Origin of the sequence: Streptomyces sp. NPDC021562, assembly GCF_040640875.1 — a bacterium.
GTDB lineage: Bacteria > Actinomycetota > Actinomycetes > Streptomycetales > Streptomycetaceae > Streptomyces.
The window spans coordinates 35,271-55,978 of sequence record NZ_JBFACN010000005.1 but is presented as its reverse complement, the minus strand read 5'-3'; the positions used below and the strand labels follow the sequence as shown (position 1 = coordinate 55,978).

Here is a 20,708-nt window from a genome sequence, read left to right as displayed (position 1 = left end):
TTCTCCAGCGACGGCGATCAGAACGAGAACGGGATGTAGCACAGGGCCGCGAGGACCACCGCACCCCAGCCCAGCAGCGCCGGCCGCCGGTACCAGGCCTCGTCCCCGGGCGCGGGCGGCTCGGCCATGCCGGGGGAGGTCGTGCCGTAGACCAGCCCGGCCAGTTCCTCCTCCGGCTTCGGCGCCGTGAACAGGGACACGACCACCATCACCACCGCGCCGGCGACGAACCCGGCGATCGCGGAGACGAAGTTGGCGCCCTGGTCGGAGGGGATGTGGATGATGTGCCGCTTGTAGAGGACGAAGTAGTTGACCATCGCGGTCACCGTCCCCGCGAGCAGCCCCCAGAAGCCGGATTTCGCCGAGGCGCGCTTCCAGAACATGCCGACGATGAAGACGACGAACATCGGCACGTTGAAGAAGGAGAACAGGGTCTGGAGGTAGCTCATGATGTTCGAGAACGACGACGCGAGGAACGCCGTCCCGATGGACGCGCAGACGCCGATCGCGGTGATCAGCCGACCGAAGCGCACGTAGTAGCCGTCCTCGCGGCCCTTCACCACGTACTTCGCCCAGATGTCGGTGGTGAACACGGTGTTGAAGGACGACACGTTGGCGGCCATGCCCGCCATGAAGGCCGCCAGCAGACCGGTCACCGCGATGCCGAGCACGCCGTTGGGCAGCAGCTGCGACATGAGGTAGGGGATCGCGTCGTTGTACTGGAGGCCGGACTTCGCGGTCCCGATGTTCGGCACCAGCGCGGCGGCGACCAGCCCCGGGATCATCACCAGGAAGACGATGAAGATCTTCGGGTAGGCGGCGATCAGCGGCGTGCGCTGGGCGGCGGAGAGGTTCTTCGCCGACAGGGCGCGCTGCACCTCGGCGAAGTTCGTCGTCCAGTAGCCGAAGGAGAGGACGAAGCCGAGGCCGAGGACGATGGTCAGCCAGTTCGCGCCGAGCGGGTTGGCGGAGCCGATGCCGGTGCCGCCCCAGGCGGTGGTGAAGTTGTGGCCGTGGGTGGCGGTGAGCTTGTCGACCAGGCCGTTCCAGCCGCCGACCTTCTTCAGGCCGAGCACGGACAGCGGGATGAGGGCGGCCAGGATCACGAAGAACTGGAGCACCTCGTTGTAGATGGCCGAGGAGAGGCCGCCGAGGGTGATGTACGCCAGGACGAACGCGCCGGCGACCACGATCGCCACCCACTGGGGCCAGCCGAGCAGCGCCTCGACGACGATCGCGAGGGCGTACAGGTTGACGCCCGCGATGAGGATGGCCGCGAAGGCGAACAGGATCGAACTCAGCAGGTGCGCCGCCCTGTCGAAGCGGAGCAGCAGCATCTCGGGGACCGAGCGGACCTTGCTGCCGTAGTAGAAGGGCATCATCACCAGGCCGAGGAAGACCATGGCGGGGATGGCGCCGATCCAGTACCAGTGCACGGTGTACGCGCCGTACTGCGCGCTGTTGGCGGCCATGCCGAGGATCTCGGTCGCGGCCAGGTTCGCCGAGATGAACGCGAGGCCCGTGATCCAGGCGGGCAGCGACCGGCCGGAGAGGAAGAAGTCGAGGCTCGTTCGCACCGAGCGGCGGGCCGCGAAGCCGATGCCCAGGACGACGACGAAGTAGATCGCCAGGATCGTGTAGTCGAGGCCGTTGGTGGGGAGCCGGAGCCCCGCCGCGAGGAATGTGGGGGAATACGGGGCGTTTGTGGGGTTCTGCACCCAGTAATTCAACACTTTCGTTGTCTCACCTTGATTGATTCCGATGTTGACTGGCGTGGTGAGTTGTGTTTTGGTGTGTTCGGTTCTGTTTGAAGGTTGGATGACTCGATCAACGGGAGTCCGCAGTGAAGAAGACCTCGACCCGGCTGGCCGACGGTCGCGAGCTCATCTACTACGACCTGCGTGACGACACCGTGCGGGACGCGGTGGACCGCCGGCCGCTGGAGCGGACGCACACCACCTCGGAGATCCGCCGGGACCCGCTGCTCGGCGACCAGGTCGCCATCGCCTCGCACCGGCAGGGCCGCACCTACCACCCGCCGGCCGACCAGTGCCCGCTGTGCCCGACCGAGGGCGACCGGCTGAGCGAGATCCCGGACTCGTCGTACGACGTGGTGGTCTTCGAGAATCGTTTCCCCTCGCTGGCCGGCGACTCCGGACGCTGTGAGGTGGTCTGCTTCACCTCGGACCACGACGCCTCCTTCGCGAGCCTCACCGAGGAGCAGGCCCGGCTGGTCCTCGACGCGTGGACCGACCGGACCTCGGAACTGTCGCATCTCCCCTCCGTCGAGCAGGTGTTCTGCTTCGAGAACCGCGGCGAGGAGATCGGCGTGACGCTCGGTCACCCGCACGGGCAGATCTACGCCTACCCCTTCACCACCCCGCGCACCGCCCTGATGTTGCGTTCACTCGCGGCACACAAGGAGGCGACCGGCGGCGAGAACCTCTTCGACGCCGTCCTGGAGCGTGAACTCGCCGGCGAGCGGATCGTCCTTGAGGGTGAACACTGGGTCGCCTTCGTGCCCTACGCGGCGCACTGGCCCTACGAGGTCCACCTGTACCCGAAGCACCGCGTCCCCGACCTGCTCGCCCTCGACGAGGCGGCCCGCTCAGAGTTCCCCAAGGTTTATCTGGAACTCTTGAGGCGCTTCGACCGTATCTTCGGCGAGGGTGAACCTCCCACGCCCTACATCGCCGCCTGGCACCAGGCGCCGTTCGGGACGCTGGAGGAGTTCGAGGGTGTCACGCGCGACGACTTCGCGCTCCACCTCGAGCTTTTCACCATCCGCCGAACGTCCGGCAAGCTGAAGTTTCTCGCGGGTTCCGAATCCGGCATGAGCGTGTTCATCAACGACGTGCCGCCGGAGCGCGCGGCCGAGCGACTGCGAGAGGTAGCGAGTTGATGAAGTACCTGGTGACGGGCGGAGCGGGTTACGTCGGCAGCGTGGTCGCCCAGCACCTGCTGGAGGCGGGCCACGAGGTCACCGTCCTCGACAACCTCTCCACCGGCTTCCGCGAGGGCGTCCCCGCGGGCGCCGCCTTCGTCGAGGGCGACATCCGCGACGCCGCCAAGTGGCTCGACTCCTCCTACGAGGCGGTCCTGCACTTCGCCGCGTTCTCCCAGGTCGGCGAGTCGGTCGTGAAGCCCGAGAAGTACTGGGACAACAACGTCGGCGGCACCATGGCGCTGCTCGGCGCGATGCGCGAGGCGGGCGTGCGCAAGCTCGTCTTCTCCTCCACGGCGGCCACCTACGGCGAGCCCGAGCAGGTCCCGATCGTCGAGACCGCCCCGACGAAGCCGACCAACCCGTACGGCGCCACCAAGCTCGCCGTCGACCACATGATCACCGGCGAGGCCGCCGCCCACGGCCTGGGCGCGGTCTCCCTGCGCTACTTCAACGTGGCCGGCGCCTACGGCGCGCAGGGCGAGCGGCACAACCCCGAGTCGCACCTGATCCCCCTGGTCCTCCAGGTCGCCCAGGGCAAGCGGGAGGCCATCTCGGTCTTCGGCGACGACTACCCGACGCCCGACGGCACCTGCGTCCGCGACTACATCCACGTCGCCGACCTCGCCGACGCCCATCTGCTGGCGCTCAGGGCCGCACGGCCCGGCGAGCACCTGATCTGCAACCTCGGCAACGGCGAGGGCTTCTCGGTCCGTCAGGTCATCGAGACCGTCCGGCAGGTCACCGGCCACCCGATCCCCGAGGTCGTGGCCCCGCGCCGGGGCGGTGACCCGGCCGTCCTGGTCGCCTCGGCGGCCGCCGCCCGCGAGCAGCTGGGCTGGCACCCGACCCGCGCGGACCTCGCGGGGATCGTCGCGGACGCCTGGGAGTTCGCACAGACCATCGCAAGCGCGGCAAGGGAGCAGTAGTGGGGGCACAGCAGGTCCGTGAGGGCTTCACCGAGCTGTACGGCACCGCACCGGACGGCGTCTGGTCGGCGCCCGGCCGGGTCAACCTGATCGGCGAGCACACCGACTACAACGACGGCTTCGTGATGCCGTTCGCGCTGCCGCACGTGACGACGGCCGCGGTCGCCCGCCGTACCGACGGGGTGCTGCGCCTGCACTCCTCGGACATCGAGGGCGGCGTCGCCGAACTCTCCCTCGACGCCCTGGAGCCCGGCACCGACCAGGAGTGGACGGCGTACCCGGCGGGCGTGGTCTGGGCGCTGCGCGAGGCCGGCCACCCGGTGACCGGCGCCGACGTCCACCTCACCTCGACGGTTCCGACCGGCGCGGGCCTGTCCTCCTCCGCGGCCCTGGAGGTGGTGATCGCCCTCGCCCTCAACGACCTCTTCGCACTCGGCCTGCAGCGCTGGCAGCTGGCCCGGCTGTGCCAGCGCGCGGAGAACGTCTACGTCGGGGCGCCGACCGGCATCATGGACCAGACGGCGTCCGCCTGCTGCGAGGACGGGCACGCCCTGTTCCTGGACACCCGCGACCTCTCGCAGAAGCAGATCCCCTTCGACCTCGCGGCCGAGGGCATGCGGCTGCTGGTCGTGGACACCCAGGTCAAGCACGCGCACAGCAACGGCGAGTACGGCAAGCGCCGCGCGGGCTGCGAGAAGGGCGCGGCCCTGCTCGGGGTGGACGCCCTGCGGGACGTTCCCTACGGCGAACTGGACGCGGCGCTCGACCGCCTCGGCGACGAGGAGGAGGTGCGCCGCCTGGTCCGCCACGTCGTCACCGAGGACCACCGCGTCGAACGCGTCGTCGCCCTCCTGGAGGCCGGCGACACCCGGGCCATCGGACCGGTCCTCACCGAGGGCCACGCCTCGCTGCGCGACGACTTCCGGGTCTCCTGCCCGGAGCTGGACCTGGTGGTCGAGGCGGCCAACGCGGCCGGTGCGCTGGGCGCCCGGATGACCGGCGGCGGCTTCGGCGGCTCGGCGATCGTCCTCGCCGAGACGGCCGACGTCGACACGGTCACCAAGGCGGTCGAGGAGGCCTTCGCGGCGGCCGGTTTCAAGGCGCCGCGGGTCTTCGAGGCGGTGCCGTCGGCAGGTGCCCGCAAGGCGGGCTGAGCCTCAGGCCAGCCGTTTGGTCAGGGTGTACTCCGTGATCCCCGGCGGGTAGTCGGGGATCACGCACACCACGTCGTACCCCTGCTTCCGGTAGAAGTCGGGGGCCTGGAAGTCCCAGGTCTCCAGGCGGGCGGCGGTGCAGGCGTGGTCCTCGCGGGCGATGCGCTCCGCCTCGGCGAGCAGTCTCCCGCCCAGCCCCGTGCCGCGCCGGCGGGCGTCCACCCACAGGTAGGTGACGTGCAGCCAGGACGCCCAGGTGTGCCCGACGAGGCCGCCGCCCAGGTCGCCCGTACGCTCGTCCGTCGCCCAGACGTGCAGCGGCGCTTCGCGTTCCGCGGGGGTACCGCGCAGGGCCGCCAGCACGGGGGAGGCCGCGGTGTTGGTGGCCAGCAGCCGAGCGCGGAGCAGATCACGTCGTTCCTTGTCGACTTCCGCCTCAATACGAAACATGCGGCACACCATAAACGCGTCCGCCGGACAGTTCTGCAAATTGCCTTCCGCTTCCGGCGCCCAGCCGTACTCTGATGAGCGGTACCGGTGGGGGCCGGTGCTGATCAGGGGGCGAGACAAGTCGGGTACGACGCCCGTGGTGGGGTAGCTGTTCAGGCACGGCGGCGGCCGTGCGGTTCCTCCCCCCACGGGTGTCGTGTCCGCATGGGTCGTCGTTTCCCGACCTTGGGGTATCCCCTGCTCTTGAGGAGCTTGGGGAAGGGGGTTTCGTGGTTCGCATCCGAGTCCTGGTCGTCGACGACCACCGCATCTTCGCCGAGTCGCTGGCCGCCGCACTGGCCGCCGAGCCCGATGTCGACGTGTCCGCGGCCGGCAGCGGTCCGGCGGCGCTGCGCTGCCTGGAGCGCGCGGTCGCCGAGGGCCGCCGCTACGACGTGCTGCTCGTCGACGCCGACCTGGGCGGCCAACTGACGGCCGGCCGGCCGGCCGTGCCGGTGCAGGTGGCCAACGAGGAGGGGCTGGTCGACGGCATATCGCTGGTCGCCGGTGTCCGCGCCGCGCATCCCGCCGTGCGGGTCGTCGTCCTCGCCGAGCGGGACGACCCGCGGCGGGCGGCCCTGGCCCTGCAGGCCGGCGCCTGCGGCTGGGTGGCCAAGGACTGCTCGCTGTCCCGGCTGCTGAACGTGATCCGCGGCGTGCTGCGCGACGAGACGCACCTGCCGCCCGCCCTGCTGACCGGGGTGCTGCGCGAGCTGACGGCCGCCCGCAAGCACCGCACCGAGAGCGAACGGCTGGTGGAGTCCCTCACGCCGAGGGAGCGGGAAGTGCTCCGGTGCATGGTGGCGGGTCTGGGGCGCAAGGCGGTCGCCGAGCGCCTGTTCCTGTCCCCGCACACCGTCCGCACCCACATGCAGAACGTCCTCGGCAAACTCGGCGTCCACAGCACCCTGGCCGCGGTCGCCCTGGCACGGCGGGCCGGGGTCGGCCCGGCGGACCTGGGACCCACCGGCCGGATCATGCCGGAGGCGACCAGCAGCGCCTGACGGCAGCGCCCCTTAGGGGCGCGAGGAACTGCGCGACCAGCCCCGACGGCGCCGCAGCCGACAACTGGCATGGCGCGGCAAGTCCAGCGGAGCGCCTACCCGGGGATGTTGTCGAACGGGGCGGTCAGCCGGCGCAGCAGTCCCGCCAGTTCGGAACGCTGCGGGCGGGAGAGCTCCCCGAGGATCGCCCGCTCCTGCTCCAGGAGACCTGCCAGGGCCTGGTCCGCGCGGTCCTGGCCCTCGGTGGTCAGCCGTACCAGCACACCACGCCGGTCGCTCGGGTCCGGCAGCCGCTCCACCAGCCCCTTCTTGGCCAGCCGGTCGATCCGGTTGGTCATCGTCCCCGAGGTGACCAGGGTCTGCGTCAGCAGCTGGCCCGGGGAGAGCTGGTAGGGGGTGCCCGCGCGCCTGAGCGCGGTCAGCACGTCGAACTCCCAGGGCTCCAGGCTGTGCTCCGCGAAGGCCAGCCGACGTGCCCGGTCCAGGTGCCGGGCCAGTCGGCTCACCCGGCTGAGCACCTCAAGCGGTTCCACGTCGAGGTCCGGGCGCTCCCGGCGCCACGCAGCCACCAGCCGATCGACCTCGTCCTCCATGGCGATCAGTGTAGTGGTTGTGTCGACATGAAGTCTCTTGATGTCGAGTCTCTTGACATCAAGATATACGTCCGGCGAAGGTGGACCCCATGACGACTCCCGCCTGGGACCCCGCCCAGTACCTCCGGCACGCCGGCCACCGCGCCCGCCCCTTCACCGACCTGCTCGCCCGCGTCCCCGGCCTCCCCGGCGAATCCACCCCCGGCCGCCCCCGCATCGCCGACCTCGGCTGCGGCCCCGGCAACGTGACCGCCCTGCTCGCCGAACGCTGGCCCACCGCCCACATCACCGGCTACGACAACTCGCCCGACATGCTCGACAAGGCCCTCGTGGAGTACGAGGGCCCCACCGCCGGCGGCGGCCGCCTGGACTTCCGCCACGCCGACGTCCGCACCTGGACCCCCGAGGCGCCGTACGACCTGATCGTCTCCAACGCGACACTCCAGTGGGTCCCCGGGCACCCCGACCGCTTCGCCGACTGGACCGCCGCCCTCGCCCCCGGCGGCACCTTCGCCTTCCAGGTCCCCGGCAACTTCACCGCCCCCAGCCACCGGCTGATGCGCGACCTCGCCCACTCCGCCCGCTGGCGGGGCCGGCTCGCCGAGACCCTCCGCCACGAGGACGCGGTCCTCGCCCCCGAGGCCTACCTGGAGCGGCTGACCGCCCTCGGCTGCGCCGCCGACGTCTGGGAGACGACGTACATCCACCTGCTCACCGGCGAGGACCCGGTCCTCGACTGGGTGAAGGGCACCGGCCTGCGCCCCGTCCTCACCGCCCTCGCCGACGACCCCGAGGCCCGTGACGCCTTCCTCGCCGACTACCGCACCGCCCTGCGCGAGGCCTACCCGCCCGGCCCGCACGGCACCCCGTTCCCGTTCCGGCGGATCTTCGCCGTCGCCCGCAAGGAGGCCTCCTGATGCTCACCGCCCTCGACCACGTCCAGCTGGCCGCGCCACCCGGCTCCGAGGACCTGCTGCGCGCGTACTACGTCGACCTCCTCGGCATGACCGAGATCCCCAAGCCGCCCGTGCTCGCGGCGCGCGGCGGCTGCTGGTTCCAGGCCGGGGCCGTGCACCTGCACCTGGGGGTCGAGGCGGCCTTCCGCCCCGCCCTGAAGGCCCACCCGGGACTGCGGGTCACGGACATCGAGGCCGTCGCCGACCGGCTCGCAGCGGGCGGCGCCCCGGTCACCTGGGACGACGAACTGCCCGGACACCGCCGTTTCTACTCCCAGGACCCGGTCGGCAACCGCCTGGAGTTCCTGGAACCGGTGCGCTGACCGCCGTTTGCCCCGGCCCGCTCGCGGTTACCCGGACCGGTGACCCCACGCACGTTCTCCGCGTCAGGAGGAACCCACGGTGTCAGGACACCAGAAGGCCAAGGCCAAGAAGGAACAGCTCAAGGGCAAGGCCAAGGAGGCCGGCGGCCGCGCGGTGCGCGACGTGCCGCTGGAGTCCGAGGGCCGCCTGGAGCAGTCGAAGGGCGACGCCCGGCAGGCCAAGGAGAAGATCAAGGACGTCTTCAAGCACTGAGAAGCACGGAAAACGCTGATATCAGGGCACCGGGGCCCTCACGCCTTCCGGTGCCCTATCAGCCGCGGCTTCTGCTCCAGGCCGTCCAGCCCGTGCCAGGCCAGGTTGACCAGGTGGGCGGCGACCTCCGCCTTCCTCGGCCGGCGCACGTCCAGCCACCACTGCCCGGTCAGCGCGACCATGCCCACCAAAGCCTGCGCGTACAGCGGGGCCAGCTTCGGGTCGAAGCCGCGGGACTTGAACTCGCGGCCCAGGATGTCCTCCACCTGGGTGGCGATGTCCGAGATCAGCGAGGCGAAGGACCCCGTCGACTGCGGGATGGGGGAGTCGCGGACCAGGATCCGGAAACCGTCCGTGTACTCCTCGATGTAGTCGAGGAGCGCGAAGGCTGCCTGCTCGCACAGCTCCCGCGGATGCCCGGCCGTCAGCGAACCGGTCACCATGTCGAGCAGCCGCCGCATCTCCCGGTCCACCACCACCGCGTACAGCCCCTCCTTGCCGCCGAAGTGCTCGTACACCACCGGCTTGGAGACCCCCGCCTTCGCCGCGATCTCCTCCACCGAGGTGCCCTCGAACCCCTTCGCCGCGAAGAGGGTGCGACCGATCTCCAGCAGCTGCTGGCGGCGCTCCGCCCCGGTCATCCGGGTGCGGCGCGTCCGCCGCTGCTTGCCGTCGGGACTGGGGGTGCTGGAGTCGGTCGCCACGGCGTCAATCATGCCGCCTTCGCGGTCTCCGCCCCCTGCCGGGAGCCGCCGTCCCCGGTGTTACGACGCGAATCGATACGCGAGCGTGACGGCCAGCGCACGTCGTACGCCCAGCCCAGCTGCTCGCACCAGCGGATGATCCGCGCCGACGAGTCCAGCTGCCCGCGCTCCACACCGTGCCGCGCGGAGGTCGGGTCGGCGTGGTGCAGGTTGTGCCAGGACTCGCCGCAGGACAGCACCGCCAGCCACCACACGTTGCCCGAGCGGTCCCGCGACTTGAACGGCCGCTTGCCCACCGCGTGGCAGATCGAGTTGATCGACCACGTCACATGGTGGAGCAACGCCACCCGCACGAGTGAACCCCAGAAGAACCCGGTGAACGCGCCCCACCAGGACATCGTCGCCAGACCGCCGATCAGCGGCGGCAGCGCCAGCGACAGCATCGTCCAGTAGACGAACTGCCGCGAGATCGCCCGGATGGCCGGGTCCTTGATCAGGTCGGGGGCGTACTTCTCCTGGTTGGTCTGCTCCTCGTCGAACATCCAGGCGATGTGCGCCCACCACAGGCCCTTGATCAGCGCCGGCACGGTCTCCCCGTACCGCCACGGGGAGTGCGGGTCGCCCTCCGCGTCGGAGAACTTGTGGTGCTTGCGGTGATCGGCCACCCAGCGCACCAGGGGGCCCTCCACCGCCATCGAGCCCGCGACGGCCAGCGCGATCCGCAGCGGCCGCTTCGCCTTGAACGACCCGTGCGTGAAGTACCGGTGGTAACCGATCGTCACGCCGTGGCAGCCCAGGTAGTAGAAGAAGACCAGCAGAGCCAGGTCGAGCCAGCTCACGCCCCAGCCCCACGCCAGCGGCACCGCCGCCAGCAGCGCGAGGAACGGGACGACGATGAACAGCAGAAGGGTGATCTGCTCGATCGAACCCTTCTGTTCGCCGCCCAGAGTGGCGGACGACGGCGAGGCGGTGGGGGGCTGCTGGGCTTCTTCGATCACATCGGAACCAGACGAGGTCATGCGCGTCCCCTGTGGGGTCGAGGGTTGAGACAGGTGCCGATCCGCGGCCACCGCACGGGACTCTAGAACTCATTCCCTACGGTTCCGTAACCTACGGCGACGTAAGTATGGCAGCGAGGCGTCTCACAGCAAGAGCCCGACAGCCTGCGCGTCCTCGTGGACACCTATCCTTGAGTCGGTCGGACAGCGCGGTCCGCTCTGTTTCCTTCCCGGATGTCCGGCCCGTATGCGGGGCACGCCCGCCGCGGCCGACGGACGGGTTCCCCTCCAGATGAGCTTCAACACTGCAAGGAGCCGCACCTGTGAGCAGTGCCGACGACCTGACTACCAGTGCCACGACGACCAGCAGTGAGCTGCGCGCCGACATCCGGCGACTGGGAGACCTCCTCGGCGAGACCCTCGTCCGGCAGGAGGGCCCCGAACTGCTGGACCTCGTCGAGCGGGTCCGCCGACTGACCCGCGAGGACGGCGAGGCCGCCGCCGAACTGCTGCGCGGCATCGAACTGGAGACCGCCGCCAAGCTGGTCCGCGCCTTCTCCACCTACTTCCACCTCGCCAACGTCACCGAGCAGGTGCACCGCGGCCGCGAGCTGCGCGCCCGCCGCGGCGCCGAGGGCGGCCTGCTCGCCCGCACCGCCGACCGGCTCAAGGACGCCGACCCCGACCACCTGCGCCAGACCGTCCAGAACCTCAACGTCCGCCCGGTGTTCACGGCCCACCCCACCGAGGCCGCACGCCGCTCCGTCCTCAACAAGCTCCGGCGCATCGCCGCACTCCTGGACACCCCCGTCATCGAGTCCGACCGCCGCCGCACCGACGTCCGCCTCGCCGAGAACATCGACCTCGTCTGGCAGACCGACGAGCTGCGCGTCGTACGCCCGGAACCCGCCGACGAGGCCCGCAACGCCATCTACTACCTGGACGAGCTGCACGCCGACGCGGTCGGCGACGTCCTGGAAGACCTCACCGCGGAGCTGGAACGGGTCGGCGTCAAGCTCCCCGACGACACCCGCCCGCTCACCTTCGGCACCTGGATCGGCGGCGACCGCGACGGCAACCCCAACGTGACCCCCCAGGTCACCTGGGACGTCCTCATCCTCCAGCACGAACACGGCATCAACGACGCCCTGGAGATGATCGACGAACTGCGCGGCTTCCTCTCCAACTCCATCCGCTACACCGGCGCCACCGAGGAACTCCTGGAGTCCCTCCGCGCCGACCTGGAGCGGCTCCCCGAAATCAGCCCCCGCTACAAGCGGCTCAACGCCGAGGAGCCCTACCGGCTCAAGGCCACCTGCATCCGGCAGAAGCTGGAGAACACCAAGCACCGCCTGGCCACCGGCACCCCGCACGAGGCCGGCCACGACTACCTCGGCACCGCCGAGCTCCTCGCCGACCTGCGCGTCATCCAGACCTCCCTGCGCGCCCACCGCGGCGGCCTGTTCGCCGACGGCCGCCTCGCCCGGACGATCCGCACCCTGGCCGCCTTCGGCCTCCAGCTCGCCACCATGGACGTCCGCGAACACGCCGAAGCCCACCACCACGCCCTCGGCCAGCTCTTCGACCGCCTCGGCGAGGAGTCCTGGCGCTACGCCGACATGCCCCGCGAGTACCGCGCCAAGCTCCTCGCCAAGGAACTGCGCTCCCGCCGGCCCCTCGCGCCCACCCCGGCACCCGTCGACGCGGCCGGCGAGAAGACCCTCGGCGTCTTCCAGACCGTGAAGAGGGCCCTGGAGGTCTTCGGACCCGAGGTCGTCGAGTCGTACATCATCTCCATGTGCCGGGGCGCCGACGACGTCTTCGCCGCCGCGGTGCTGGCCCGCGAGGCCGGACTGCTCGACCTGCACGCCGGCTGGGCGAAGATCGGCATCGTGCCGCTCCTGGAGACCACCGACGAGCTCAAGGCCGCCGACACCATCCTGGAGGACATGCTCTCCGACCCCTCGTACCGCCGGCTGGTGGCACTGCGCGGGGACGTCCAGGAGGTCATGCTCGGCTACTCCGACTCCTCCAAGTTCGGCGGCATCACCACCTCCCAATGGGAGATCCACCGCGCCCAGCGCCGGCTGCGCGACGTCGCCCACCGCTACGGGGTGCGGCTGCGCCTCTTCCACGGCCGCGGCGGCACCGTCGGCCGTGGCGGCGGCCCCTCGCACGACGCGATCCTCGCCCAGCCCTGGGGCACCCTGGAAGGCGAGATCAAGGTCACCGAGCAGGGCGAGGTCATCTCCGACAAGTACCTCATCCCCTCCCTCGCCCGGGAGAACCTGGAACTGACCGTCGCGGCCACCCTCCAGGCCTCCGCCCTGCACACGGCCCCCCGCCAGTCCGTGGAAGCCCTCGCCCGCTGGGACGCGGCCATGGACGTCGTCTCCGACGCCGCCCACGCCGCCTACCGCCGCCTCGTGGAGGACCCGGACCTGCCGACGTACTTCCTCGCGTCGACGCCGGTGGACCAGCTCGCCGACCTGCACCTGGGCTCCCGGCCCTCCCGCCGCCCCGGCTCCGGCGTCTCGCTCGACGGCCTGCGCGCCATCCCGTGGGTGTTCGGCTGGACCCAGTCCCGGCAGATCGTCCCCGGCTGGTTCGGCGTCGGCTCCGGCCTCAAGGCCCTGCGCGAGGCCGGCCTCGACACCGTCCTGGACGAGATGCACGAGCAGTGGCACTTCTTCCGCAACTTCATCTCCAACGTCGAGATGACCCTCGCCAAGACGGACCTGCGGATCGCCCAGCACTACGTCGACACCCTCGTCCCCGACGAGCTCAAGCACGTGTTCGACACCATCAAGGCCGAGCACGAGCTGACCGTCGCCGAGGTCCTGAAGATCACCGGAGAGGCCGAACTCCTCGACGCCACCCCGGCCCTCAAGCAGACCTTCACCATCCGCGACGCCTACCTGGACCCGATCTCCTACCTCCAGGTCACCCTGCTCAAGCGCCAGCGCGACGCGGCCGCGGCGGGCGCCGAACCCGACCCGCTCCTCGCCCGCGCCCTCCTCCTCACCGTCAACGGCGTGGCGGCGGGCCTGCGCAACACCGGCTGACCGCCGCTCCCGGACACGGCTGTGCCCCCGGGGGTCCGTACCCCGGGGGCACAGCCGTGTGCGGCTACCGCACCGTGACGAAGGCCGCCGTGAGCAGCGCGAGCCCCGAGATCCCCAGCACCCACGCCACCCGGCTCAGCCGCAGCCCTCCGGCCACCACCACCGACGCCAGCAGCAACGCCCCGCCGAACGGCACCCAGGAGTACAGGAACCCCGCCGCACCGGACCGGACCACCTCGTCGGTACCGGGCTTCACGATCACGTCGTACGTCCGCCCCTCGCGCACCGCGACCGACCTGTCGATGACGACCCCGGGGCGCGCCGAGGCGCCGGGCGAGACGGGGGTGAACGGTCCCGAGCAGCTGTCCGCACCGCACGAGGTCACCCTGACCGTGCCCCGCTCCTTGCCCTTCGTCAGCATCACGTGCTGCGCGGTGCCCCAGGAGCCCCACACCCCGCCGACCAGGATCAGCACGGCGACCGCGCCCATCACCACGACACGCAGCGCGTCGACCGCAGCCGTACGGGAGGAGGTCGCGGAGGCAGCAGGCATGGCCGGGATCATTGGCCATGTCCCTACGGCCGGTCAACTTCCGTGGGCGACTCGTCAGGAGTTGTACGAGCTCTGCGCCCGCTCCAGCCCCTCCGTCACCAGCGCCTCCACCGCGTCGGCCGCGCGGTCCACCTCAAATCAGCCGTGCAAGGGCCAGGAGCCTCGTGATCCAGTTGTCGAAGTGCGGGCAGGCAGCGCGCAGAGCAGGCAAACCGAGCTCCATGACTGCCACAGGTCCGTCCTGTGTTTTCGCATACCTCGGGTACAGCTTCAGAATCCTCTTGGAGGGAGCGGTCGCCGGCCCGTCGTTCACGTTCTCCGGCCCGCCGGCCCGGTCAGCCTGACGCTTCAATTCCTGGCCGAGGCTTGGGTCGTCGACCCAGTCTCCGAGCTGTTCTGCTGCCGCAAAGACCCAGCTTTCTGTTTCGTGCAGGACGACATGAGGGAGGAAACGACGGTGGCCGATGCATTCCGCGAGGCGTCGCTCGACGTGTATCACCCGATCGAGAGCCGAGCCGTTCGGTCGGTCGCTCATCCCCGGGCTGTCCAGGGGAAGACCGTAGTAGTCAAGAAGAGTGGTGACCGCCGCCCAATGGGTGCCGGCCAGCAGCTTGTGCAGGTCCTTCTCGATCTTCGCCCACTTACTGACTCCACCTTTACCGCCAGGACCACCCGCTGGCATTCGGGTCACCAGGACGGTTGGAACCAGGCAAATGCCGTACTCAGCCAGCTCAGGTAGGAGGAAATCATTGACCATGTTTTCTTCAGTCTGCCCCTCGCACAGCACCCCCACCATGATCATTCCGGGCGGCCTCGCAACGGCAGCTCCGGCGAGGGCCTGCCGCCCAGCACATTCTTCTCCCAGAGCTCCCCGAGGGAGTAATCCTCCAGCCACCCCTGGAGCTCCTCAGGAGCCGGACGTCTCAGCTCTGTCGCCCCTTCCTCGCGCTCCACCACCACAATGTCGTCCAGCGAGAACTGGTTCAGGAGGGTCACCGACTGTGTGGCGATCACGATCTGACTGCGCACGGCGGCTGAGCGAAGCATGTCCGACAACTGGACGATCGCGTAGGGATGCAGCCCGAGTTCCGGCTCATCGAGCGTGAAAAGAGCCGGTGGATCAGGTTGTAGGAGCAAGACGCACAGGCAGATGTAACGCAAGGTGCCGTCCGAGAGCGCCTCCGCGGGAAATACCGCGTCGACCCCCTCTTGCATCCAGCGCAGACGGATCCTTCCACCCGGCTCCTCTGCCAGCAGGAAGTCCCGGAAGAACGGCGCTACGGACTTGATCGCCCGCACGATACGCCGGTAGCACTTCGGCTCGCCCTCGCGCAGCCGCAGCAGAAACGCCGCGAGATTCCCAGCATCAGGGCGCAGCGCCTCGTTGTCCGCCGCATACCCGAACTGCTTGACCGGCGCCTCACGGCTGGTGTCCTGGAAGTGGAAGACACGGCAGCCCGCCAGAATCTGTCTCACTGGACCCGCCAGGCGGGAGAGCTGCTCTTCCTCCTTCTGCCTCAGCAGTGATTCCCGATGTCCGCGGCCGAAGCTCTCCTCCATCGGGCGCCCCGGGCCCGGCTCGTGGAAGTGCCCCTTCTCCTCAGCGAACACGAGGCTGTCGTTCGCCGCGGGGACGAGATGGGCTTCATAGCGATACGGGGGAGCACTGACCCTGAGCCGGATGCCCTTCTCCATGCCGCGCCCCGCGAACTGCAGGGCTTGGGCGCCACCGTGGATACCCACCTGGAGTGCCAGGTCGCCGTCCGCCATCCACCCCAGCAGTTCGAGCGCGCCGACGACGTTGCTCTTGCCCGCTCCATTGGCGCCCACCAAGACGGTCACGCCCTCGCCCAGCTTCAGTGTGCTTGATCGCAGGGAGGTGTATCCCTCGACGGTCACCTCTGAGAGCTTGTACGACGGCATGACCCCAACCCTAGGTCAGGGCCACCGTCCCGCGGTGTGTAGAGGCCCAACAAATGATCTGTTGCCACCGCTTTGTCCACAGCATGCCAGTCCACGCTTCTGGCCTGTCGGTCGTGCTCGATAGGCTGGACCACCTGCTGTGATCCAGCCACCGGCAGGGAACAGACGAGACAGCGAGATACGGAAAGGGGCGTCGCGGTCATGCGAGACGGCAGGTGGACCACTGTCACCGAGTCGCAGTTCCAGCACGAGCGCAGCGGACTGCTGTATCTCAAGGAGAGGCTCCCGGACACCGAGCCCTACCGCGCCTGGTCGAACTTCACGTTCACCGCACACAGCGGCCACGTCCGCGAGGTCGACCTGCTGGTCGCCGCCCCGGCAGGCCTTTTCCTGGTCGAACTGAAGAACTGGCAGGGCACGGTCAGCACGTCCGGAGCGAGCTGGCTGCAGACGCTCTCCGACGACCGCACCCGTATCCACCGCAATCCTCGCCACCTCGCCAACCAGAAGGCGAAGGAACTGAAGGGTCTACTCAAGGACGCCCTTCAGAAGACCGACCTCCGGCGCCGCGTCCCGTACATCCATGAACTGGTCTTCTTCACCGATCCCGGCCTGCGTGTCCGCCTCGCGCCGAACGATCTGGTGGGAGTCTTCGGCAAGGCCGGTCACAGCGGCCTGGACGACATCCTCACCGAGCTCCAGCGCCCTGCCCGCGACATGAAGTCGGGCATCGACCGCCAGTTCTCCCGTCAGCTCGGCAAGCTTCTGGCTGAAGTGGGCATCGGCCGTTCCGATGCCGAGTTCCACGTCGGCACCTACCGCCTGGACCGCACTCCTTTCGACACCGGGCCGAACTGGGGCGACTACCTCGGTCGCCACGACTCCCTGAACAAGACCCGCCGGGTACGCGTCTACCTGCGCGAACGCGGAGCGGACCGGCAGGCCCGCGAATCCATCAGCCACACCGCCGAGCGTGAGGCACGGGCACTGGAGGGCCTGAGGCACCCGGGCCTGGTCGCTCTGGAGAACTTCGACGAGAACGGCCACAGCGCCGGTCCCGCCCTCCTCTACGCCTACGACCCGCGCACGCTCCGCCTGGACGACTACCTCCTCCGGTACGGCGCGAAGCTGGACGCCCAGGCGCGGGCGGCCCTCCTGCGTCAGCTGGCCGAGACCGTCCACTACGCGCACCGGCACCTCCTCTTCCACCGTGCCCTGCACGCCCGGGCCGTCCATGTCCTGCCCGGCCCGCGCACCGGAACCGGCAGCGAGGAGGACCGCTGGCTCCACCCGATCCTCCAGATCGCCGAATGGCAGACGGCGGTCCGCCGGCCCCGCACCAAGGGCGCCTCGGGAGGCTCCGGCGGCACCCTGAGCAGCGGCCACGAGATAATCCCGTCGAACAACCTCGCCGCGTACGTCTCCGAGGCCGCCGACCCGTACCTCGCCCCCGAGGTGACCGCCAAGTCCCCGGACCCCACCGCCCTCGACGTTTTCGGGCTCGGCGTACTCGGCTATCTGATCTTCACCGGCAAGCCGCCCGCGAGCAGCCAGGCCGAGCTGGGTGCCAGACTCGAACAGGGCCGCGGGCTTGTGCCCTCCGCCGTATCCGACGGCCTGACCAAGGACGTCGACCAGATCGTCCAGGACGCCACGGCTTTCGACCCGCACCGCCGCATCCGGACGGCCGCGGAATTCCTGGAGTGGCTCGACGTCGTCGAACAGGGGCTCAAGCCCGCGAAGCCCGAGCCGCAGGCGACTCCTGAAGCCCCTGGCGATGAGGGCGACCCGCTGGAGGCCGCCCCGGGCGACGTCGTCGGCCGCCGTTTCCGCATCAAGCGGAATTTGGGCCAGGGCTCCACCTCTCGCGCCCTGCTCGCCGAGGACCTCGAGCGCGACAACGCACCAGTCGTCCTCAAGATCGCCCGCAAGGACAAGTACGCCGAAGCGCTGCGCCGCGAGGCCGACGTCCTGTCCAAGCTGCGCAACGACTCCAAGGTCATCCACCTAACCCTGCCCGAGCCGATCCGCATCGGCCCGCGCACCGTCCTCGTCCTCGACCACGCGGGCGACCGCACCGTCGCCCGCCAGCTGCGCGAGCGGGGCCCGCTCCTCACCGACCAACTGGAGACCTACTCGACTTACCTCTTCGCCGCCGTCGACTTCCTGGACGGCGAAGGCGTGTGGCACCGCGACCTCAAGCCAGACAACATCGCCATCCGGGTACGTCCCAACGGCACCCGGCAACTGGTCCTCTTCGACTTCTCCCTCGCCGGCCTCGACGTGGACGCCGTCCGGGCCGGCACGGAGGGCTATCTCGACCCCTTCGTCGAGAACATCACCCGAGGCCGCTACGACGCGCACGCAGAGTGGTACGCCCTGGCCGTCACCCTCCACGAGATGGCCTCGGGAGAGCTGCCCCAGTGGGGCGACGGCTCCGTCCTCGCGCGCCAGACCGACCCCGAGCAGTGGCCCCACCCGAGGATCGCGTCCGAGGCCTTCGACTCGGCCCTCCGCGACGGCCTTACCGAGTTCTTCGAGCGCGCTCTGCACCGCGACCACCGCAAGCGGTTCCCCGACCTGAAGGAGATGCAGCGCGCCTGGCAGCGCATCTTCGCCCTCGCCGACCTGTCGGTCCAAGGCCGCTCCGGCGGCCATCCCGAGGACACCACCTCGTCGGCCGGTGCCCTGCCCGTGGGCGAACTGCCGCCCCTCGATCCCGCGGCTGACGAGGACGCCCGGGAGGAAGCCGCGGCCAAGGCCGGCCGCGGCACCGCACTCCTCATGGCGGGGCTTTCCCTCAGGGCGGTCTCCTTCCTCAACGGCCTGGACGTCCACACCGTCGGCGACCTCCTCGACTACTCCACCCGCCGACTCGTCAACCGCCCCGGCCTCGGGGCCCGCACCCGCGACGAGATCAACCGCCGCATCAAGCAGTGGCGCCTCGCCCTCGACGTCCGCCAGCCCTCCCCGCTCTCACCGACCGAGCGCGGCGACTCCGCGGAGGAGATCGCGGAGGCACGCTCCGAGCAGCGCGAGGAGGGCAGCGACCTGCCCCTGCGCCGCCTCTCCCTCGACGCCCTGGTCACCCTCCTGGTGCCCAAACCGGCGCCCCGGGGTCGCAATACCACAGAGGTCGAAGCGGTGCGGCTGCTGCTGCGCCTCCCTGACGAGGAGGGCAGGTTCCCGGACGAGCTGCCCAGCTGGCCCCTGAACAAGTCGGTCGCCCCACTCACCAGCGAACAGGTCACCGAAGGCCGCATCGCCCAGATCCTCGGCGCCCAGCGCAAGCGCTGGTCCCGGGACCCGGCGCTCGTCGCCCTGCGCGACGAGGTCGTCGAGATACTGGCCACGCTGGGCCGGGTCGCCTCGGCCACCGAGCTCGCCGAAGCCTTGATTGGCCGACGCGGCACCTCCCAGGCCGACCCGCGAGTGAGGCGTGCCCTGGGCATGGCCGCCGTGCGCGCCGCCTACGAGGTCGACTGGGGGATGACCCCGCGCCGCATGCGCAGCCGCCGCCACGGTGAGACCGGCGACAACCGACTGCTGCTGGCCCTGGAGGTCGACGAGGACAGGGACGCGCCGGACACCCCCTCGGCCCCCGCCCTCCTCAACTACGCCGACCGGCTCGGCAAGGCGGCCGACGCACTGGCCGCACGTGACACCCTCGCCGGTCCCGGCACCGTGCTGGAACAGATCGTCGCCGCGGACACCGCGTTCCGGGCCCGATGGCCCGAAGCCCAGATCACCATGGACCAGGCCCGCATGGTCACCCTCGCGGCCGCGGGCTCCCATGACGCCGCAGCCAACGCCCGATTGGAGATCTACGCACGGTCCCTGGAGCCGGTGCGGGCCCTCCGCCTCGCCCAGGCCGGCCTGCTGCTGCCGCTGGCGGGCAAGCCGGACGACGAACAGGACGGGCTGACCGTCGAGCAGATCCACGACCGGGTCCACGCCCGTTTCCCCGACCTGTCCAGCCGCCTCCCCGACGACCGGGTCCTGCTCGGCCGGCTGCTGCGGCAAGCCGGTTTCGAACTGGAGTGGCGTACCAGCAGGAAGCGTCCACGAGGCTGGTTCGTACCCAGGCGGGAGTCCACCGGCGGCGACGTCACCTCGGTCGTCACACAGCGCCGCCCCAGCCGCATCAGCCGCACCGATCACTGGACGGCGCGCGACCCGGAGCAGCGCGCCCGGCTGAAGGCCAGAGCACAACTGCTGGAATCGGCCGGCCGCCCCGGCTTCAGGCTCCTCACCGTCCGCTTCGACGACCAGCGCCTCGCCCTCCAGACCCTCACCGAGCCGGGACGCGAGTGGCAGGCCGAGCCCGTCGACGTCAGCGCTCTCTTCCTGGCGTCTCTGCGCCGCTTGGTCGAGGCCCGTCCCCGGCCCACCTGGGAGACCATCCTGGAGGCGGACAACGCGGAACCGGGATCACGGGACGCGATGAAGTTCGGCGAGTACACGGCCGCCGCGTGGCGAGACGTGGAGAAGGACATCCTGGCCGCGCTGGAGGCCCCCAGGCCCTCCGGCAACGTCACGGAGGGTGACACGGCGGCGGGCCGTCGCCCACTCCTCCTCCACGACGCCTCGGTCATGGCCCGCTACGGAGGTATGAGCCTCCTCCAGCGGCTCGCCGACCTGGCCCGCCGGGGCGGTCCGGACGGGCTAGGCCTGTGGCTGCTCAGCCCGCTCACGGACGCTACGGCGGGGCCTCGGCTGGACGCCGTGACCGTCCCGATCGAGGACCGCGAGGAGTGGATCAGCCTCAACCATGCCTGGGTCGTCAACGACCCGGGGGAGGAGCAGGCGGCGTAACCGCC

General features: G+C 70.3%; 17 protein-coding genes and 1 pseudogene. 9 read left to right on the top strand and 9 right to left on the bottom strand.

The genetic code is table 11. The features are described from left to right. Positions 1–17: 17 nt before the first annotated feature. A complete protein-coding gene (locus tag AB0G52_RS09205) occupies positions 18–1,718 on the bottom strand; it encodes a sodium:solute symporter family protein (RefSeq protein ID WP_132891903.1) in 1,701 nt (566 codons plus the stop codon). A gap of 125 nt (positions 1,719–1,843) precedes the next feature. Here AB0G52_RS09205 and galT point away from each other — a divergent pair, with 125 nt between their 5' ends. From galT to galK, 3 genes are read left to right on the top strand one after another with little or no spacing between them, the layout of a single operon-like run. Then, the gene (gene galT / locus AB0G52_RS09200; protein WP_132891902.1) at positions 1,844–2,902 is read left to right on the top strand and encodes a galactose-1-phosphate uridylyltransferase; all 1,059 of its coding nucleotides are present in this window, start codon (positions 1,844–1,846) and stop codon (positions 2,900–2,902) included. Then, a complete protein-coding gene (gene galE, locus AB0G52_RS09195; protein WP_132891901.1) occupies positions 2,902–3,873 on the top strand; it encodes a UDP-glucose 4-epimerase GalE in 972 nt (323 codons plus the stop codon). The genes galT and galE overlap by 1 nt, the downstream gene beginning before the upstream one ends. Further along, on the top strand, positions 3,873–5,027 hold the full coding sequence (galK, locus tag AB0G52_RS09190) for a galactokinase (RefSeq protein ID WP_132891900.1): 1,155 nt from the start codon (positions 3,873–3,875) through the stop codon (positions 5,025–5,027). Before galE ends, galK begins: the two co-directional genes overlap by 1 nt. A gap of 3 nt (positions 5,028–5,030) precedes the next feature. Here the strand turns inward: galK and AB0G52_RS09185 are convergent, their stop codons facing one another. Then, positions 5,031–5,489 carry a GNAT family N-acetyltransferase gene (locus tag AB0G52_RS09185; RefSeq protein WP_207921867.1) on the bottom strand — a complete coding sequence of 153 codons (459 nt, stop codon included), beginning with the start codon at positions 5,487–5,489 and terminating at the stop codon, positions 5,031–5,033. 257 nt (positions 5,490–5,746) lie between these two features. On the opposite strand from AB0G52_RS09185, the gene AB0G52_RS09180 reads away from it, so the two are divergent. Next, positions 5,747–6,520, top strand: a complete 774-nt coding sequence (locus AB0G52_RS09180; RefSeq protein ID WP_361335220.1) for a response regulator transcription factor — start codon at positions 5,747–5,749, stop codon at positions 6,518–6,520. A gap of 95 nt (positions 6,521–6,615) precedes the next feature. On the opposite strand, the gene AB0G52_RS09175 is transcribed toward AB0G52_RS09180, so the two are convergent. After that, entirely contained in the window at positions 6,616–7,113 is a 498-nt protein-coding gene (locus tag AB0G52_RS09175) for a MarR family transcriptional regulator (RefSeq protein ID WP_132891897.1), read from the bottom strand. Positions 7,114–7,202: 89 nt separating this feature from the next. Between AB0G52_RS09175 and AB0G52_RS09170 the strand changes: the two genes are divergently transcribed. The 3 genes from AB0G52_RS09170 (at position 7,203) to AB0G52_RS09160 (ending at position 8,645) form a co-directional block, all read left to right on the top strand. Next, positions 7,203–8,030 carry a trans-aconitate 2-methyltransferase gene (locus AB0G52_RS09170; RefSeq protein WP_361335217.1) on the top strand — a complete coding sequence of 276 codons (828 nt, stop codon included), beginning with the start codon at positions 7,203–7,205 and terminating at the stop codon, positions 8,028–8,030. Next, positions 8,030–8,392, top strand: coding sequence for a VOC family protein (locus tag AB0G52_RS09165; protein WP_132891895.1), 363 nt, complete (start codon positions 8,030–8,032; stop codon positions 8,390–8,392). Before AB0G52_RS09170 ends, AB0G52_RS09165 begins: the two co-directional genes overlap by 1 nt. A gap of 79 nt (positions 8,393–8,471) precedes the next feature. Beyond that, positions 8,472–8,645, top strand: coding sequence for a CsbD family protein (locus AB0G52_RS09160; RefSeq protein ID WP_361335212.1), 174 nt, complete (start codon positions 8,472–8,474; stop codon positions 8,643–8,645). 38 nt (positions 8,646–8,683) lie between these two features. Here the strand turns inward: AB0G52_RS09160 and AB0G52_RS09155 are convergent, their stop codons facing one another. Together AB0G52_RS09155 and AB0G52_RS09150 are read right to left on the bottom strand one after the other, a co-directional pair. Beyond that, on the bottom strand, positions 8,684–9,361 hold the full coding sequence (locus AB0G52_RS09155) for a TetR/AcrR family transcriptional regulator (RefSeq protein WP_132891893.1): 678 nt from the start codon (positions 9,359–9,361) through the stop codon (positions 8,684–8,686). Then, a complete protein-coding gene (locus tag AB0G52_RS09150; protein WP_132891892.1) occupies positions 9,358–10,368 on the bottom strand; it encodes a fatty acid desaturase in 1,011 nt (336 codons plus the stop codon). The genes AB0G52_RS09155 and AB0G52_RS09150 overlap by 4 nt, the downstream gene beginning before the upstream one ends. 302 nt (positions 10,369–10,670) lie before the next feature. Here AB0G52_RS09150 and ppc point away from each other — a divergent pair, with 302 nt between their 5' ends. Then, positions 10,671–13,412 (top strand): phosphoenolpyruvate carboxylase, encoded by a 2,742-nt coding sequence (ppc, locus tag AB0G52_RS09145; RefSeq protein ID WP_132891891.1) that lies wholly within the window; start codon positions 10,671–10,673, stop codon positions 13,410–13,412. 64 nt (positions 13,413–13,476) lie between these two features. Here ppc and AB0G52_RS09140 read toward each other — a convergent pair whose 3' ends face one another. The 4 genes and pseudogenes from AB0G52_RS09140 to AB0G52_RS09125 form a co-directional block, all read right to left on the bottom strand. Further along, positions 13,477–13,977: a hypothetical protein gene (locus tag AB0G52_RS09140; RefSeq protein ID WP_132891890.1), complete on the bottom strand. Its 501-nt coding sequence runs from the start codon at positions 13,975–13,977 to the stop codon at positions 13,477–13,479. Positions 13,978–14,019: 42 nt separating this feature from the next. Next, positions 14,020–14,103 (bottom strand): annotated as a pseudogene (locus AB0G52_RS09135) (aminoacyl-tRNA hydrolase); the annotation flags it as partial. Continuing rightward, positions 14,099–14,761, bottom strand: coding sequence for a DUF4276 family protein (locus tag AB0G52_RS09130; RefSeq protein WP_361335207.1), 663 nt, complete (start codon positions 14,759–14,761; stop codon positions 14,099–14,101). The gene AB0G52_RS09130 and the pseudogene AB0G52_RS09135, both read right to left, overlap by 5 nt. A 2-nt stretch (positions 14,762–14,763) precedes the next feature. Continuing rightward, positions 14,764–15,888 (bottom strand): AAA family ATPase, encoded by a 1,125-nt coding sequence (locus AB0G52_RS09125; protein ID WP_361335204.1) that lies wholly within the window; start codon positions 15,886–15,888, stop codon positions 14,764–14,766. A gap of 201 nt (positions 15,889–16,089) precedes the next feature. Here AB0G52_RS09125 and pglW point away from each other — a divergent pair, with 201 nt between their 5' ends. Then, entirely contained in the window at positions 16,090–20,703 is a 4,614-nt protein-coding gene (pglW, locus tag AB0G52_RS09120) for a BREX system serine/threonine kinase PglW (RefSeq protein ID WP_361335201.1), read from the top strand. Positions 20,704–20,708: the final 5 nt, after the last annotated feature.

Bases quoted from the DNA above. Each gene is read 5' to 3' on its own strand.
- AB0G52_RS09130 (WP_361335207.1), bottom strand. From the start codon at position 14,761: ATGGTGGGGGTGCTGTGCGAGGGGCAGACTGAAGAAAACATGGTCAAT.
- AB0G52_RS09140 (WP_132891890.1), bottom strand. From the start codon at position 13,977: ATGATCCCGGCCATGCCTGCTGCCTCCGCGACCTCCTCCCGTACGGCT.
- pglW (WP_361335201.1), top strand. From the start codon at position 16,090: ATGCGAGACGGCAGGTGGACCACTGTCACCGAGTCGCAGTTCCAGCAC.
- AB0G52_RS09125 (WP_361335204.1), bottom strand. From the start codon at position 15,888: ATGCCGTCGTACAAGCTCTCAGAGGTGACCGTCGAGGGATACACCTCC.
- AB0G52_RS09150 (WP_132891892.1), bottom strand. From the start codon at position 10,368: ATGACCTCGTCTGGTTCCGATGTGATCGAAGAAGCCCAGCAGCCCCCC.
- galE (WP_132891901.1), top strand. From the start codon at position 2,902: ATGAAGTACCTGGTGACGGGCGGAGCGGGTTACGTCGGCAGCGTGGTC.
- AB0G52_RS09165 (WP_132891895.1), top strand. From the start codon at position 8,030: ATGCTCACCGCCCTCGACCACGTCCAGCTGGCCGCGCCACCCGGCTCC.
- AB0G52_RS09170 (WP_361335217.1), top strand. From the start codon at position 7,203: ATGACGACTCCCGCCTGGGACCCCGCCCAGTACCTCCGGCACGCCGGC.
- AB0G52_RS09185 (WP_207921867.1), bottom strand. From the start codon at position 5,489: ATGGTGTGCCGCATGTTTCGTATTGAGGCGGAAGTCGACAAGGAACGA.
- AB0G52_RS09175 (WP_132891897.1), bottom strand. From the start codon at position 7,113: ATGGAGGACGAGGTCGATCGGCTGGTGGCTGCGTGGCGCCGGGAGCGC.
- AB0G52_RS09155 (WP_132891893.1), bottom strand. From the start codon at position 9,361: ATGATTGACGCCGTGGCGACCGACTCCAGCACCCCCAGTCCCGACGGC.